Genomic DNA, 15,827 nt, shown 5'->3' with positions numbered 1-15,827 from the left:
TCATGACCGAACCGGCGAAGGCGATCCGTGTGGCGCTCGCCGATGACCAGGCCGTCGTGCGCATGGGGTTGAAGGCGCTCATCGATCGCGAGCCCGATCTGGAGTTCGCCGGCGAGGCCGCCGACGGCGCCGCGGCCCTCCGGTTGCTGGGCGACACCCGGCCCGACGTCCTCCTGCTGGACATCCGCATGACCGGGATGGACGGCATCGACACGCTCCGGGCCATCGCCGCCGACCCCGCCCTCACCACCACGCGGGTGCTCGTCGTCACCACCTTCGAGATCGACCAGTACGTCTTCGCCGCGCTCCAGGCCGGAGCCAGCGGGTTCGTCCTCAAGGACAGCGCTCCCGAGGAGCTCGCGCACGCGATCAGGGTGGTCGCGTCGGGGGAGGCGCTGCTGTCGCCCTCTGTCACCAGGAAGGTCATCGGCCGGTTCAGCCGCCACGACGCCACTCCGGTCGACGGGCTCGACACCCTCACCCCCCGAGAGCGTGAGATGGTCGCGTGGGTCGCCACCGGCCGGTCGAACGACGAGATCGCCGCGGAGCTGGTCATCAGCCCCGACACGGTTCGCACCCACGTCAGCCGCGCCATGGTCAAGCTCCGCGCCCGCGACCGCGCCCAGTTGGTCGTCTTCGCGGTCAGGTCCGGGCTCACGATGCCGTGACGGCACCCGTGTGATCGGCCGCCTGGGTTCGTGAGGTCCTGGGCGAGCACATGCTCCGGACGGGTCAGGGCCTCTTGAGGAAGCCGGTGTAGTCGCGCTGTTCCAGCTGCGCGTGGATGTGCTTCACCGTGTCCAGCCCCACCCCGACCATGATGAGGATCGTCGTACCGCCGAACGGGAAGTTCTGCTGGGTGGCCGGATCACGCAGCAGCACGAACGCGATGACGGGGATCAGCGACAGCACGCCGAGATAGGCCGCTCCCGATGCGGTCAGCCGGGAGAGCACGAACCGCAGGTACGCCGCGGTGGGCCGCCCCGGGCGGATGCCGGGCACGAACCCGCTGTACTGCTTCATGTTGTCGGCGACCTCCACCGGGTTGAAGGTGATGGACACGTAGAAGTAGGTGAACCCCACGATCAGCAGGAGGTACATCGTGATGTAGACCGGGTGGTCACCGGTGACGAGGTAGCGGGCTGTCCACTCCGCCACCGGTCCAGTGCCGCCCATCAGCTGCGTCGCCAGCTGCGGCAGGAAGAGCAGCGACGAGGTGAAGATGACGGGCACGATCCCGGCCTGGTTGACCTTCAGCGGGAGGTAGGTCGAGGTCCCGCCGTACATCCTGCGCCCGACCATCCGCTTGGCGTACTGCACCGGTATCCGCCGCTGCGCCTGCTCGATGAACACCACCGCCGCCACCAGGAAGACGCCCGCGACCAGCATCACCGCCAGCGCGAACGGGCTCACCATGAAGATGTTCGACACGTACGAGGGGAACGCGGCGATCACCTGGGTGAAGATCAGGATCGACATGCCGTTCCCGATGCCCCGATCGGTGATCAGCTCGCCCAGCCACATGACCACGCACGTGCCCGCGACCATGGTCACCACGATCACCGTGACCATCGCCGGGCTCTGATCGTGCAGCACCCGCCGATCGCAGTTCGTGAAGATCTGGCCGGCACGGGCCAGCGACACGACCGTGGTGGCCTGGGGCACGGCCAGCGCCACCGTCAGGTAGCGCGTGTACTGCGTGATCTTCGCCTGTCCCTGCCGTCCTTCCTTCCTTAGCGACTCCAGCCGCGGGATCATCACCGTCAGCAGCTGGATCACGATGCTCGCGGTGATGTACGGCATGATCCCGAGCGCGAACACCGAGAGCTTCAGCATCGCCCCGCCGCTGAACAGCTGCAGCATGTCGAGGAGCCCGCCGCGCGCTCCGGCCAGGCACTCCTGCACCGCGGCCACGTTCACGCCCGGGGCGGGCAGGATCTGCCCGAGCCGGAACAGCGCGATGATCGCCAGGGTGAAGAGCATCTTCCTGCGGAGATCGGGCACGCGGAAGACGCGGATGAGGACGGTGAGCATGCGCCGAGTCTGGGCGCCTTGGCGCGGCGGGACATCCGCTCAGCCGAGGCTCCGCCCTACGCAGATCCGCGTACCCTCGCCTCTCCGTGGGGGGTGTTCCGGATCACCCCGCAGGTCGAGCCGGTAGGTGAACTCCTGGTGCGTGGGCACGTAGCCGAGCGCGTCGTTGACGCGTCTCATGTGCGTGTTGCCGTCGGCGGTGTCGGTCAGCAGGCCGCCCAGGCGGGGATGGCGCTCGCGGGCCTGACGGATGGCCTCGGCCTTCATCCACAGGGCGAGTCCGTGCCCGCGGTGCGCTGGGAGGACACCGGTGCCGTAGTGCTGGCCGTCGCCCTCGCCGTCGCCGGGAACGACCAGTTCGGTGAACCCCACGATCGAGCCGTCCGCCTCGTCGACGGCGGCGACGGTGTGCAGCAGCTCGCCACGGTTCTCGATGGTCTCCGCCGCGGCGCGGACGGCGTCCACGTCCCAGACCACCGTGCCGAAGTCGACGTCGTCCATGGGCATGTCGTCCATGGCGCGGCGCGAGGCGGCGAAGGTCTCGGCAAGGTCGTCCGGCACGGTGCCGTCCCACGACGTCAGCCGGTAGCCGGGATGGGGTCGCTGGACGATGTCCGTGAGCGCGCTGAGGTCCGCCTCTGCCAGCGGCAGCCGGGCGAAGGTCAGGGTCAGCGCGGTGCGGAAGCCTCTGGCATGCAGGAACCGCTCACCGGGGGAGCCCGCTTTGGCCTGGGCGATGACGCAGCGCCGGCCGTCGCCCCGGGCGGCCGCCACGGCCGCCTCCAGGAGCTGGGAGCCGATGCTCTTCCGCCGCTCGGCGGGGTTGACGTGGAGTTCCAGCTCGGCGAGGTGCGCCTGCTCGGCCGTGGTGAAAAGACGCAGGAACGCCGACCCTATGGGGACTCCGTCAGGGCCGGACGCCAGCCACGCCAGGCGGTGGCTGGACGGGCTGCGGTGGGGATCGGTCAGCGGCGTGATGCGGATCGGCATGTGCGGTCAGTTCTCGGGGTGGTCGCCGGTCGCGCCGACGAGAAGCTCGCGCAGGATGTCCATGTGGCCGACGTGCCGGGCGGTCTCCTCGATCATGTGGAGACCGTAGCAGCCGAGCCCGACGGCGCGGCTCCGGCGCCTCGGTCGACGCGGCCTCCGCCAGGCGAGGCGGGAGGGCCGATCTCGCCCGGCGAGTCACACGGTCAGGAGAGGGCGTGCCATCGCGTCGAGAGTCTGGGTCATGTGCTCGCGCAGCTCGCCCAGGCGCACCTCGACGATGATCGAGGCCAGTTCGGGATTCTGCCGGATGATGTCGCGCAGGCCGCTCTCGCCCGGGCCGTGGACGAAGCTGTGGCGGACCAGGGTCTGGTCGGGCGAGTCCCCGGGCTGGAATTCGTACCGCCACCTCGACGACGGGCGGTCCAGGTCCTGGGCGGCGTCCAGTACCGACCATGCGAACGTGCGCGGGCGGTCGGCCTCGGTGACCACGCACGTCACCGTCCAGACCCGTCCCTGCCTGCGGTTGCGTGCCTGGAACCGCGTCCCCTCCATCACCATCGCCTCGCTCACCACCACGCCGTTCTCGAGCCATGCCGCGTGCTCGCACTCGGGACTCCACTCGCCGATGCGGGGCACGGCCGTGACGAGATCCCATAGTCGCTCGGGTGACAGGTCGACCGTGATCTCCAGGTCCACCCGCGCTCCTGTGACGCCGTGGTCTTCCATGCCGTCCTCCGCACGCTCATGGCACTTCGCGATGCCTTTATCCGGGCCGCCTCCCACGATGAACCACAATGCCCGGCGTGGACAGGGCCTTTTGGTGGTCGGCCGGTTTGTGAGCAATCTGGAAGAAAGACACGCCTGAGAAATCCGGTGCGACGTTTCCCGGCGGATGTCCCACCGTTCACGCGAGGTTCACAGGGGCCCGAGCGGGCGTCCTCGTACGCCTCGCGCGCGTCGAGGAGTTCGGGCAGGTGGGACCGGGGCGGCCCGCCACGAGGGTCAGTCGTCCTCGTCGTCGGTGTACGCCTCGTACAGCTCGCGGCGGAGCAGGTCGGTGCGCACCATGAGAGCGCCGAGGAGCTCCTCGTCGTTCAGCCCGTCGGTCCGCCTGAAGGCCCATGACGAGCGTCCCTCGTCGTCGAAGCACTTGACCAGGATGATCGCGCCCAGGGCCGTCCAGCCGTCGGGAAGGGGAGACACGGCGAGCCCGGCCAGGGCATCGCCCACCGGGACGAAATCATCGTCTTCCACCGTGGTTCTCCAAGGTCTGCGTGCCCGGACGGAAGCCCGAGCGGCCGTGGAAACGGCCGGCGAACCCGCACGGCCGAGTCCCGCCGCACGGATGGTGGACTCACCCGAGTCCACCCGGAGATCGTCCCAGCACCACCTTATGTTTCCCGCTGCGCACGCCGGCCACCGGCGACGGCGGGTTAATGACATGCGATCGCCTCATCTCGGCGGATACCCTGCGCGAGGACTGAGGAGGGGTTTGCGGTGGCGCATGTCGAGGTCGGCCGTCTGACGTATGTGCTGCCCGACGGGCGCCCGTTGCTGAATGAGGTCTCCTTCCGGGTCGGCGAGGGCGTCAAGGCGGCGCTGGTCGGGCCGAACGGCGCGGGCAAGACCACGCTCATGCGGCTCATCGCGGGTGACGTGCGCCCGGTCGAGGGGAGCGTCGCGAGTTCCGGTGGTCTCGGCGTCATGCGGCAGTTCATCGGCAGCATCCGCGACGACCGCACCGTCCACGACCTGCTGCTGTCGGTGGCCCCCGACCGGGTGCGGGAGGCGGCGCACAAGCTCGCCCAGACCGAGCTCGTCATGATGGATCGCGACGACGAGAAGACGCAGATGCGCTACGCCCAGGCGATCACCGACTACACCGACGCCGGCGGCTACGACATCGAGGTCCTCTGGGACACCTGCACGATGGCCGCGCTCGGCATGCCCTACGACAACGTCAAGTACCGCCAGGTGAACACCCTCTCCGGCGGAGAGCAGAAGCGTCTGGTGCTGGAGGCGCTGCTCCGGGGGCCGGACCAGACCCTGCTTCTGGACGAGCCGGACAACTACCTCGACGTTCCGGGCAAGCTGTGGCTCGAACAGGCGCTCAGGGAGACCCAGAAGACGGTCCTGCTCGTCTCCCACGACCGCCAGCTGCTGGCGAACGCGGCCGACCGCATCGTCACCGTGGAGTCCGGCAACGTGTGGATCCACGGCGGCGGCTTCGCCACCTACGCGGCGGCGCGCAAGGAGCGCAACGAGCGCCTCGACGAGCTGCGCCGCCGCTGGGACGAGGAGCACGCCAAGATCAAGCGCCTGGTGACCATGCTGAAGCAGAAGGCCATGTACAACGACGGCATGGCCCCGGCCTACCACGCCGCCCAGACCCGCCTGCGGAGGTTCGAGGAGGCCGGTCCGCCCGAGGTGGCGCCGAAGGACCAGCTGATCAACATGCGCCTGCGAGGCGGCCGCACCGGCAAGCGGGCGGTGATCTGCGAGGGTCTCGAGCTGACCGGCCTCATGAAGCCGTTCGACCTGGAGATCTGGTACGGCGAGCGGGTGGCGGTCCTGGGCTCCAACGGATCCGGGAAGTCCCACTTCCTCCGCCTGATCGCGGGCGAGGACATCCGGCACACCGGGGTCGCCCGGCTCGGGGCACGGGTCGTCCCCGGGCACTTCGCCCAGACCCATGCCCGGCCGGAGCTCCAGGGCAGGACGCCCTGCGAGATCGTCATGGTCGAGCACGCCCGGCTGAAGAACGAGGCGATGAAGGCGCTGGCGCGCTACGAGCTGGCGGGGAGCATCGCCGAGCAGCGCTTCGAGACGCTCTCCGGCGGCCAGCAGGCCCGTCTGCAGATCCTGCTGCTTGAGCTGTCCGGCTCGACGCTCCTGCTGCTCGACGAGCCGACCGACAACCTCGACCTCGCCAGTGCCGAAGCGTTGCAGGAGGGCCTCGACCAGTTCTCGGGCACCGTGCTCGCGGTCACCCACGACCGGTGGTTCGCGGCCGAATTCGACCGCTATCTCGTCTTCGGCTCCGACGGCCAGGTGTACGAGTCCCCGGTGCCGGTCTGGGACGAGTCCCGGGTGGTACGCAAGCGCTGAGCGGCGGCGTGCGGTCACCGGCGAGCGTGCCCGGCGATCACGAGCGGGTGCTCACGAAAACGGGCGGACGCGCCGGTGGCAGGTGTGGAGCCGTTAAAGAGTTCGCACGGCTTGCGCGTGTCGGAGGAGTCACGCCCGACTAACCGGGTTATGACGGCCTTGTGACCCAGCGTAGTCGAAACACGACAGCACTCGTACTCGGACTCGGGGTAGTGGCGGCGGCGACGCTCCTGGCCGGGTGCGGCGGCGACGAGCCGCAGCGCAAGCAGACGCTCAAGCCGCTCGTGATCAGGGAACAGACGTCATCGGTCACCCAGGGGACCGGCGGGTACGTGGTGACCTGGGCGGGCGTCATCAGCAACCCGAACCGGTGGTACTTCGGCGAGAACGTCGCCGCGACCGTGGTGGGACGTGACGCGGTGGGCAAGGAGGTGGTCCGGATGGAGCAGCCTCTGGACGCCGTGCCACCCGCCGGGTCGCTCAAGTTCACCGGCCAGGCCATGGCGTCGGCCAGGCCGGTCGACGTGAAGGTGACCTACAAGCCCGCCCAGTGGCGGCAGGCGGCGCGGATCCCGTCGGCCTTCGTGCCGTTCCCCATCTCGGCCGCCATCACCGAGAAGCTGGGCAACGGCTCGTACCTGGTGACCGGCGCGGTCGGCAATCCTTATCAGAAGGCGGCGACCAGCCTGGTGGTGACCGCGCTGCTGCGGGACAAGGACGGCAGGCTCGTCGGCGGGGCCAGCACGTACGTGGACGACGTGCACGCGGGAACCCCCCGGCGGTTCGTCCTCACCGTCGACAGCCTGAACGGTGCCGGGCAGGTGGCGCGTACGGACATCACCGCCCGCACGTGGGGCTCCAGCGGCCGGCCGTACGAGGAGCTGGCCATGAGCGGCGCGCTGCCGCCCAGCACGGTCAAGCCGAAGACGCCGCCGTTCGCCCGGGACCGTGGGTACCAGGCGATGCCGGTCGACCGCCGGCCGTGAGCGCCGGGCTGTCCTTTCCCTCTCCCGGTGGCGGCCGGGCCGCCCCGCTATGGATCTTGAAATCACCGGCGGGTTACGGTACTTACATGACTTCCCCCCGGATCGTCCTATTCGGTGCCACCGGGTTCACCGGCCGGCTCACCGCCGAGGCGCTCCTCGCCTATGGCGCCCACCCGGTGCTGGCCGGGCGTGACCCGGCGCGGCTGGAGGCGCTGGCCTCCTCGCTGCCGGTGGAGTTGACGGTCGCGGTGGCCGACGTGAACCGGCCCGCCACGCTCCGGCGGCTCATCGAGCCGGGGAACGTGCTCATCTCCACCGTCGGCCCGTTCGCCCGGTGGGGGGAGCCCGCGGTCGAGGCCGCGATCGAGGCGGGTGGCGTCTACCTGGACTCCACGGGGGAGCCGACGTTCATCAGGCGCATCTTCCAGCGGTACGGTCCGGCCGCCGCCGCGTCGGGGGCGACGCTGCTCACCGCGTTCGGATATGACTACGTGCCGGGAAACCTCGCCGCCTCACTCGCCCTGCAGAAAGCGGGGCCAGAAGCGGTTCGAGTGGATATTGGATATTTTGTCGCAGGAAATGTGGCACGCCGGGCCAGTGCGGGCACTCGGGCATCCGCTCTCGGAATGGTCCTCGAACCGATGTACGGCTTTCGCCATGGCCGTATTCTTCGCGAACACGGGCGTACCCGGAGTTTCTTCGTAGGTGGCCGCCGCAGGCACGGGCTGTCCGTGGGCGCCTCCGAGCATTTCGCCCTGCCGCGCACGCATACCGGGCTGCGCGAGGTCAACGTCTACCTGGGCTGGCTCGGCGGCCTGACACGAGCGGCCGGGGTGCTGTCCAGGGCGACCCCCTTCATCGCGGCGATCCCCGGCGCCAAGCGGGTCACGGAGGCCGTCGCCGACCGTGTGATCCGTTCGGCGGGCCGGGACGGCTCCGCCGCGTCCAGCGGTGAGGGGATCTCCTCCCAGATCGTCGCCGAGGCCTTCGACCAGGGCGGAAGGAGGCTCGCCTCGGTCGAGTTGCACGGCGGCGACCCGTACGACTTCACCGCGCGCGTTCTGGCGTGGGCGGCGATCACCGCAGCCGCCGACGGTGTGGCGGCTCAGGGGGCGGTGGGGCCGGTGGAAGCCTTCGGCCTGGAGGGCCTGGTGCGGGGCTGCGCGGAGGCGGGGTTGCAGGCCACGGCATGAGGTAGGTCCCGCTTGTCAGGCATCGGCAGTGATGCGCCGTGAAACAGCCGGATTACGGCGGCCATGGCGGTACCAAAGCACCCTCGTAAGGGGACGAAAAGGTGCGAGACTGCGACGTACTCCGACCTGCGCCTCCACCGACCTGACCCTCTAATGATGATTTGTCGAATTTGATGACCATATAAGGAGCAGGCCCGGCAAACAATCTTGCTCGCTTTCATTACGGTATTAATACAACGCTTGTCATTGTCCGTGAAACGGTGGAGCAAGCAGTTACCGAGCCTTTACTGTCGGTTACATGAATGACAGCGTCCTGGTCGAGGCACTCCGCGCCCGCGATCCTGGTGCCCTCGCTGCCCTCTACGACTCCTACGCCGAGAGCATCTACAGATACGCCTGGGCCGTCCTCGACAGCTCCGACAGCGCACAGGTCGCACTACGCGACACGTTGATCGCGGCAGAGGCGCACGTCCACGCGCTGGCCGACCCCGAGCGGCTGCGAGTCTGGCTCTACGCGCTGGCCCGAGGGGAATGCGTGCGCAGGCGGTCGGTCATCCCCGCGGCCGACGGCGGCCAGGGGCCACCGGGGGCGCCTGCGGCGCCCGAGCCGCAGGACGGCGACCTGAGGCTCGTGGCCGTGAACGCGGTGGGGGCCCTGTCCGACGACGAGCGCGAGATCCTCGACCTGCTCACCCGCCACTCCATCCCCGAGGCGGAGCTCGGCGCCGTGCTCGGCATCACCTCCGCGCAGGCCGACCAGCTCCGGCAGTCCGCCTGCGACCGCCTGCAGGACCTCGTCACCACCGAGATCCTCGCCAGGAACCCCTCACACGACTGCGCGGGCAGGGCGGGCATCCTCGACGGCTTCTCCGGCTCCCTCGACAAGGAGACGCGCGAGCGGCTTCTCGAGCACATCGAGCACTGCGAGGTCTGCGCTCCCCATCGCGAGCGTCAGGTCTCCGCGGTCAAGGTCTTCAACCTGCTGCCCCACCCGGCGTTGCCCGAGACCCTGCGCGTGCGCGTGATGAGCTGTTTCATCGATCCTGAGCTTGTTCCGTACCGGCGATACGTCGCACGGCGCACGGGCCTGCTCGACTCCGAGGGTTTCCCGATGCGGGAGACCAAAGGGTCTCGGCGCTGGCCTCAGGCTCTTGCGGGCGCTGTGGCGGCGCTGGCGGTCGGCGTCGCGGCCATAGTGCTCGTCAGCGCGGTCAGGGAGGCCGAGGATCCCCTCTCGCGCAGCGCGTATGACGCGTTACCCGTTCCCCAGAGCTCCTCCACCGGTGGGACCCCGGCGAGCCCCGCCCCCACCACGCCTTCCCCGCCGCTGACACCCATCGTCGACGGCCTCCCTTCCCTCCCCGCGATCACTCCCGGATTCGCGCTGCCCATCGCCGTCGTACGGCCCGACGCACGCCTGGGCGGCCCGCCGGCGCCCATGCCGACGGTCTCCTCGACGCCCTCCCCGCCCGTTCCGGCACCGAAGCCGGTGCCGTCGTCGGCCACTCCGACGCCCAGGCCGACCCAGGTCGTCCCGCCCGTGACCACGCCGGCGCCCACCCCTCCGCCCACGACCCCTTCCCCGCCGGCGCCGTCCGTCCGGCCGACCCCGACCGCGAGTCACCAGCACGACCCCGTCCCCACGCCCTGTCCCAGCCGCACCCACAGCCGCCGCACTCCGCGGGCCACGCCCTCGCCTCCGAAGGCCGGGACCCCATCCCCGGCTCCGTCGCCGTCCTCGGCACGCCGTCACGCCGACCACGCCGACCACACCGACCACACCGACCACTCCGACCACACCGACCACACCGACCACACCGACCACACCGACCACACCGCGTCCGAGGACCACCACCGCGCGCCGCGAGCGGACGGGTCCCTCAGGCGGCGGCCGGCGGACGACGGCGACCGCCATGACTCCGCCGGGCGCCCCCAGGCTCCCGCGGAGACGCCCATCGAGTCCCCGGCGGCCAGTGTTCACCCTCGGTGACGACTCCCTTCTGGGTCGCCGGGTGTTCCCTTACCCGGTCGCCCCCGAGCTGACCGGCCTGGTGCCGCGCGTCCACCGCGTCGACTGGCCGGTCTGGCTCGACCCGGGGCCGCGCATGCTGCGGGACGTCCTGGAGCTGTGCCGGCTGCAGACCGCGCGTGGCCTTGCCGTGCTGTCCTGGCTGTCGGCCGGCCAGATTCCCGGCGACGTCGCCTGGCTCTGGCCGCGGCACCGCCTCACCGGGCCCCGGCAGCACCTGATGTACACCGCGGCCGCCGGCGTCCCGGACGCCGCGCTCGGCCTCGTGGTGTCCAACTGGACCTGGGTGCTCGACACCCGGTTCGCGGGCCAGGTCATGGCCCCCTATCTCGCCGGTACCGCCTACCCCGACGACGGCTACACGGCCGCACAGGCGACCGTGACGCTGATGCGCATCTGGGAGCGGCACGCGGAGGCGCGGCCCGCGCTGGGCGCCGCCTGGGCGGCGAGCCGCACGATCGCCGACTGGTGCAAGGCGGCCGAGCTCTGTGCCGCGTACGGCCGCGAGGCCCCCGTCTTCACCTATCCCCGGAGGGCTCTTCCCCCGTTGGCAGGCGTTCGTCCATGGATAGCGCGCCTACTCCGTCTTGTCTGATTACAGAAAGTGACGAAGGGCGTGTGCGGAATGTGACCGAGGGGAAGCCTGTGGATTGTGCGGCCCGACGTCACCCGGCGCCCCACGTGACCTCATTCTCCGTTCTCAGCTTGGCGAGTCGAGAGGGGGGCGCATGCCACGGGATGTGCGTCGCCGTACGGCCGCTGTGGTGATCATGTTCGCCTGCGGCCTGGTAGGAACCTTGGAGTGCGCGGCGTGGGCCCAGAACGGCCCGAGCTCCACCGGCGGGAACCACTGGACCCTGGCCGGGGGCGGTCGGCTCGGCGACCGGGCGGCCAACTGGGCGCTGACCCAGCTCGGCAAGCCCTATGTATGGGCCGCCGCCGGGCCGCGCGCGTACGACTGCTCGGGCTTGACCATGCGCGCATGGCAGAGGGCGGGAGTCGCCCTGCCCCACTGGACGGGCACCCAGTGGAGCTCGGGCCGGCAGGTGCCGCTGGGCTCCGTGCGCCGAGGCGACCTGCTGTTCTTCGGCCGCCGCACCCGCCATCCCGGCACCATCCGCCACGTCGGCATCTACATCGGCGGCGGCCAGATGGTCCACGCCCCCAAGACCGGGGACGTGGTGCGCGTGGCCTCCATCCGGCGCCCGCACATGGTCGGCGTGGTGCGGCCCGGCCACCGGCCGCCACGTGGGCGGAAGTCTCCGGCGGCCGCCGTGATCAGTGGTGGTCGCCGGGGGCCGGATGACCACCGGCCTCGCCGGGCTCGATGTGGTCGAGATGGCGCTTGATCGAGCGCTGGATCTCGATCTCGGCCTCGATGCGGCCGACCCAGTTGGCGCCCTCGACCGACTTGCCCGGCTCCAGATCCTTGTAGACCTCGAAGAAGTGCTGGATCTCCAGCCGGTCGAACTCGGGGACATGGTGGATGTCGCGGATATGGGCCATGCGGGGGTCGGTGGCGGGCACACAGAGGACCTTGTCGTCGCCGCCCTTCTCGTCGGTCATGCGGAACATCCCCACCGCGCGGCAGCTGATCAGGCAGCCGGGGAACGTCGGTTCCTGGAGAAGCACCAGCGCGTCGAGCGGGTCGCCGTCTTCGCCCAGGGTCTCCTCGATGAAGCCGTAGTCGGCGGGGTACTGCGTGGAGGTGAAAAGAAGGCGGTCCAACCGGATCCGGCCCGTCTTGTGATCAACCTCGTACTTGTTGCGTTGCCCCTTGGGGATCTCAACGACAACGTCGAACTCCACTGCGGTTCCTCCGCTCAAGCCCGCCCGGATACACCGGGCCGGGCGTTAATGTCTCGTAGGCGTATATCCAGGATGACGTATGCGGGAGAGAGGTCAGTGAGGTGGTGCGGCGCGAGCGCTTGATCGCGGTGACGACCCTTGCCCTGCTCCAGGCGTTCGTCTGCGCCGCGGGAGCGTACGTCCTGGCCGCCGGCGGACTGGTCGGCATCGCGGCCAGGCCCCCGGCCGAGACGGCTTCCCCGACGCCGACTCCGGTCGCCATCGTGACCGCGGGACCGGTGCTCCCACCGGCACAGAACGGAAACCTTCCGGCAAAGAATTCTTTGTCTGCCCAGCTCAGCCGCACGCTGGGCGATTCCGCGCTGGGAGGCAACGTCGGCGCGGTGGTGGTCGACATCGCGGCGGGGACCGTCCTGTTCGACAGCAAGGCCGGCACTGGCATCACGCCGGCCTCCACCACCAAGGTGGCGACCGCCGTCGCCGCCCTGACCTCTCTGGGCCCCGACACCCGTGTGGCCACGCGCGTCGTCCAGCCGAAGGACGGCTCGATCACGCTGGTCGGCGGCGGCGACCCGACGCTCATGGGGCCGAGGGCCGAGAGATCCCCGGCCTACCCCCGGCACGCCTCCCTCGCGGTGCTCGCGTCCCGTACCGCCAAGGCGCTGAAGGCGGCGGGCGTCACCTCGGTCGGCCTCGGCTACGACGACACGCTGTTCTCCGGCTCGCGTACCGCGCCCGGATGGAAGCCGGGCTACATCCCCGAAGGCAGCGTCGCCCCCGTGACGGCCCTGACGATCGACGAGGGGCGCCAGGACCCGCGGCGCTCCGCCCGCTACGCCGACCCGCCGCGGTCGGCCACCGAGGCCTTCGCCACCCTGCTCGGCCGGTACGGCATCAAGGTCGGCAAGTCGATCAAGCGGGCGCGGGCGGCGGTCACCGCCAAGGAGGTCGCCCGGGTGGAGTCCCCGCCGGTGTACGAGCTTGTCGAGCAGATGCTGACCCTGAGCGACAACGACGTCGCCGAGGCGCTCGCCCATCTCGTCGCGGTCAAGGAAGGCAGGTCCGGCACCTTCACCGGGGTCGCCCAGGCGATGCAGGGCACGCTCAAGAGGCTCGGCGTGGGCGAGGGCGTCGTCGTCTACGACGGCAGCGGGCTGTCCACCCGCAACCGCATCACCCCCGCCGCGCTCGCCCGCCTCATCGCCCTGTCCGCCTCGCCCGCCAACCCGCGCCTGCACGCCGTCATCAGCGGGCTGCCCGTCGCCGGGTTCACCGGCACGCTCGACGACCGGTACGGCAAGAAGGAGACGAAGGACGCCGCTGGAGTGGTCAGGGCCAAAACGGGCACGCTGAACGGGGTGAACACCCTGACGGGTCTCTCCAGGACGGCCGACGGCCGGTTGCTGGCCTTCGCTTTCATGGCCGACGACGTTCCTGATCCTGATGGGGCGGTGGCGGCACTCGACCGGCTGGCCGCGCTCGTCTCCGGGTGCGGTTGCTCATAATCGCGCCGCACGACGTACGGTGGTGAACATGCAGGTGATCGACTGGGATCTGGCCGTTACTACCGGCGTCCGCCTTGTCCGACCCGGGCCGCAGGTGAGCCGGGAGGAGGCAAGGCATGCCGTCACCGAGCTCAGGCGGCTGTCACGCGAAGCCGAAGGGCATGTGCAAGAGTTCGCCCGCATCGACGGGGCGGCGGAGCCCGAGGAGGCCACCGTCGTCGACCGTCCTGGGTGGATCCGCGCCAACGTCGAGGGCTTCCGGGTCGTCCTGGAGCCGCTGACCGAGCGTATGAGCGCCAATCGCTCGCAGATTCCCGCCATCGTGGGCGCGGTCGGGTCGCGGGTGACCGGCGTCGAGGTCGGGGCCGTGCTGGCTTTCCTCGCGACGCGCGTGCTCGGGCAGTACGAGCTGTTCCTGCCGCCGGACCCGAGCGGGCGGCTGGCCACGGGCCGGCTCACGCTCGTCGCGCCCAACATCGTGAACACCGAGCGCGAGCTCGGCGTGAACCCCCGTGACTTCCGGCTGTGGGTCTGCCTCCACGAGGAGACCCACCGGGTGCAGTTCACCGGCGTGCCGTGGCTGCGCGAGTACGTCCGGGCGCAGATGACCGAGTTCCTGCTCGCCTCCGACCTCGACCTTGGCACGCTGCTCGAGCGCATGCGCGCCGCGTCCGACGCCGTCGCCGACGCGATCAAGGGCGGGGAGGGCAACCTCATCGACGCGATCCAGACGCCGGAGCAGAAGGCGATCCTCGACCGTCTCACCGCGGTGATGACGCTGGTCGAAGGCCACGGTGACTACGTCATGGACGCCGTCGGGCCCACCGTCGTGCCGTCCGTGGCCGACATCCGGTCCAAGTTCCAGCACCGCAGGGAGGGCGGCTCCCGGTTCGACAAGACGATCAGACGCCTGCTCGGCGTCGATCTGAAGATGAAGCAGTACGCGGAGGGGTCGGCGTTCGTCCGCAAGGTCGTCGACGAGGTCGGCATCGACGGGTTCAACCGGATCTGGGCTTCCCCCGAGACGCTGCCGGACCACCCCGAGATCCAGAACCCCGAGCGGTGGATCTCCCGCGTCGTCCGCACTCCCGAACTGCCGGCCGCCAACGGGCACCTCTGAGGCTCAGCGGCCCGGTTCCTCCGGGGATGGGCCGCGGAGTGAGCCGATCGCACCAGACTAGGGAGCATGGGACCGCATCCCGCCGTCGCGGAGATCCGCCGGGCCGTACGGCTCTCGCTCGCCGATGTGCCGCAGGGCGCCCTCGTCCTCGCCGCCTGCAGCGGCGGGAGCGACTCGCTGGCGCTCGCCGCCTGCCTCGGGTTCGTCGCCCCCCGCCAGGGGCTGCGCGCGGGGCTCCTCACCGTCGACCACGGCCTGCAGCAGGGCTCCTACGAGCGCGCCCAGGAGGTCGTGCGCCTGGCGGCGAAGCTGGGCCTCGCGCCCGCCGAGGCCGTCACGGTCACGGTCGGGAAGGCCGGAGGTCCGGAGGCCGCCGCCCGTGACGCCAGGTACGAAGCGCTCTCGCTCGCCGCTAAGCGGTCCGGCGCGACGGCCGTCCTCCTGGGGCACACGCGCGACGACCAGGCCGAGACCGTGCTGCTGCGGCTGGCCCGGGGAAGCGGCACCCGCTCCCTGTCCGGGATGCCGGCGACCTCGGGGCTCTACCGGCGCCCGCTTCTCGGCGTCGGCCGCGAGACGGCCAGGGCCGCGTGTGAGGCGCTCGGCCTGGTGCCCTGGGACGACCCGCACAACATCGACTCCATGTACGCCCGGGTGCGCGTCAGGCACGACGTCCTTCCGGTGCTCGAACAGGCGCTGGGGCCGGGCGTCACGGAGGCGCTCGCCCGTACGGCCGCCCTGTGCAGGGACGACGCCGACGCTCTCGACGACTGGGCCGACGAGGTCTACGCCGGGTCCAGGGGCCTCGGGGTCGAGTTGACGGTCACGGCGCTCCGCGACCTGCCCGCCGCGGTGCGGCGGCGGGTGATCCAGCGGGCCGCGCTCGCGGCGGGCGCCAACGCGTCGGCGCTGGCGGCCGTTCACATCGAGCAGGTCGACCGCCTGATCACCGAGTGGCGCGGCCAGCGGATGGTGGAGCTACCCGGGGGGGTGGGAGTGGTCCGGCGGTATGGCACCCTGATATTCGCCAGCACCCTCTCATGAAGGAAAACC

The 15,827-nt window shown here is 70.5% G+C and carries 15 protein-coding genes and 1 pseudogene; 10 read left to right on the top strand and 6 right to left on the bottom strand.

Annotated features, from left to right (window positions below):
- Positions 1–2 precede the first annotated feature (2 nt).
- Entirely contained in the window at positions 3–668 is a 666-nt protein-coding gene (locus ABD810_RS00960) for a response regulator (RefSeq protein ID WP_344933011.1), read from the top strand.
- 64 nt (positions 669–732) lie between these two features.
- On the opposite strand, the gene secY is transcribed toward ABD810_RS00960, so the two are convergent.
- From secY to ABD810_RS00935, 5 genes and pseudogenes are all read right to left on the bottom strand, one after another.
- A complete protein-coding gene (secY, locus tag ABD810_RS00955; RefSeq protein WP_344933009.1) occupies positions 733–2,034 on the bottom strand; it encodes a preprotein translocase subunit SecY in 1,302 nt (433 codons plus the stop codon).
- Between the two features lie 39 nt (positions 2,035–2,073).
- Positions 2,074–3,024 carry a GNAT family N-acetyltransferase gene (locus ABD810_RS00950; RefSeq protein ID WP_344933006.1) on the bottom strand — a complete coding sequence of 317 codons (951 nt, stop codon included), beginning with the start codon at positions 3,022–3,024 and terminating at the stop codon, positions 2,074–2,076.
- A gap of 6 nt (positions 3,025–3,030) precedes the next feature.
- Positions 3,031–3,129, bottom strand: a pseudogene (locus tag ABD810_RS00945) (mycothiol transferase); the annotation flags it as partial.
- Positions 3,130–3,219: 90 nt separating this feature from the next.
- Positions 3,220–3,750 carry an SRPBCC family protein gene (locus tag ABD810_RS00940; protein ID WP_344933003.1) on the bottom strand — a complete coding sequence of 177 codons (531 nt, stop codon included), beginning with the start codon at positions 3,748–3,750 and terminating at the stop codon, positions 3,220–3,222.
- A 276-nt stretch (positions 3,751–4,026) separates the two neighbouring features.
- Positions 4,027–4,278, bottom strand: coding sequence for a hypothetical protein (locus tag ABD810_RS00935; RefSeq protein WP_344933000.1), 252 nt, complete (start codon positions 4,276–4,278; stop codon positions 4,027–4,029).
- 243 nt (positions 4,279–4,521) lie between these two features.
- On the opposite strand from ABD810_RS00935, the gene ABD810_RS00930 reads away from it, so the two are divergent.
- From ABD810_RS00930 to ABD810_RS00905, 6 genes are all read left to right on the top strand, one after another.
- Complete coding sequence (locus ABD810_RS00930; RefSeq protein ID WP_344932997.1) at positions 4,522–6,132, top strand: ABC-F family ATP-binding cassette domain-containing protein; 1,611 nt, start codon at positions 4,522–4,524, stop codon at positions 6,130–6,132.
- Between the two features lie 161 nt (positions 6,133–6,293).
- Positions 6,294–7,118: an FxLYD domain-containing protein gene (locus tag ABD810_RS00925; RefSeq protein WP_344932994.1), complete on the top strand. Its 825-nt coding sequence runs from the start codon at positions 6,294–6,296 to the stop codon at positions 7,116–7,118.
- An 86-nt stretch (positions 7,119–7,204) separates the two neighbouring features.
- Positions 7,205–8,311 carry a saccharopine dehydrogenase family protein gene (locus ABD810_RS00920; RefSeq protein WP_344932991.1) on the top strand — a complete coding sequence of 369 codons (1,107 nt, stop codon included), beginning with the start codon at positions 7,205–7,207 and terminating at the stop codon, positions 8,309–8,311.
- Between the two features lie 298 nt (positions 8,312–8,609).
- Entirely contained in the window at positions 8,610–10,301 is a 1,692-nt protein-coding gene (locus ABD810_RS00915) for an RNA polymerase sigma factor (RefSeq protein WP_344932988.1), read from the top strand.
- Positions 10,302–10,323: 22 nt separating this feature from the next.
- A complete protein-coding gene (locus ABD810_RS00910) occupies positions 10,324–10,935 on the top strand; it encodes a hypothetical protein (protein ID WP_344932984.1) in 612 nt (203 codons plus the stop codon).
- A 133-nt stretch (positions 10,936–11,068) separates the two neighbouring features.
- On the top strand, positions 11,069–11,689 hold the full coding sequence (locus ABD810_RS00905; protein ID WP_344932981.1) for a C40 family peptidase: 621 nt from the start codon (positions 11,069–11,071) through the stop codon (positions 11,687–11,689).
- Here the strand turns inward: ABD810_RS00905 and ABD810_RS00900 are convergent.
- Positions 11,619–12,149, bottom strand: a complete 531-nt coding sequence (locus ABD810_RS00900) for an inorganic diphosphatase (RefSeq protein ID WP_344932978.1) — start codon at positions 12,147–12,149, stop codon at positions 11,619–11,621. The genes ABD810_RS00905 and ABD810_RS00900 overlap by 71 nt on opposite strands.
- A 101-nt stretch (positions 12,150–12,250) precedes the next feature.
- Between ABD810_RS00900 and dacB the strand changes: the two genes are divergently transcribed.
- From dacB to tilS, 3 genes are all read left to right on the top strand, one after another.
- Positions 12,251–13,654 (top strand): D-alanyl-D-alanine carboxypeptidase/D-alanyl-D-alanine endopeptidase, encoded by a 1,404-nt coding sequence (gene dacB / locus ABD810_RS00895; protein ID WP_344932975.1) that lies wholly within the window; start codon positions 12,251–12,253, stop codon positions 13,652–13,654.
- A gap of 28 nt (positions 13,655–13,682) precedes the next feature.
- Entirely contained in the window at positions 13,683–14,774 is a 1,092-nt protein-coding gene (locus tag ABD810_RS00890; RefSeq protein ID WP_344932972.1) for a zinc-dependent metalloprotease, read from the top strand.
- A 66-nt stretch (positions 14,775–14,840) separates the two neighbouring features.
- Positions 14,841–15,818: a tRNA lysidine(34) synthetase TilS gene (gene tilS, locus ABD810_RS00885; protein ID WP_344932969.1), complete on the top strand. Its 978-nt coding sequence runs from the start codon at positions 14,841–14,843 to the stop codon at positions 15,816–15,818.
- The last annotated feature ends 9 nt before the right edge of the window (positions 15,819–15,827 follow it).

This window comes from Sphaerisporangium flaviroseum (genome assembly GCF_039537005.1).
Lineage (GTDB): Bacteria > Actinomycetota > Actinomycetes > Streptosporangiales > Streptosporangiaceae > Sphaerisporangium > Sphaerisporangium flaviroseum.
Note: the sequence above shows the minus strand (reverse complement) of the source record. Positions and strands in the feature narration are given on the sequence as shown.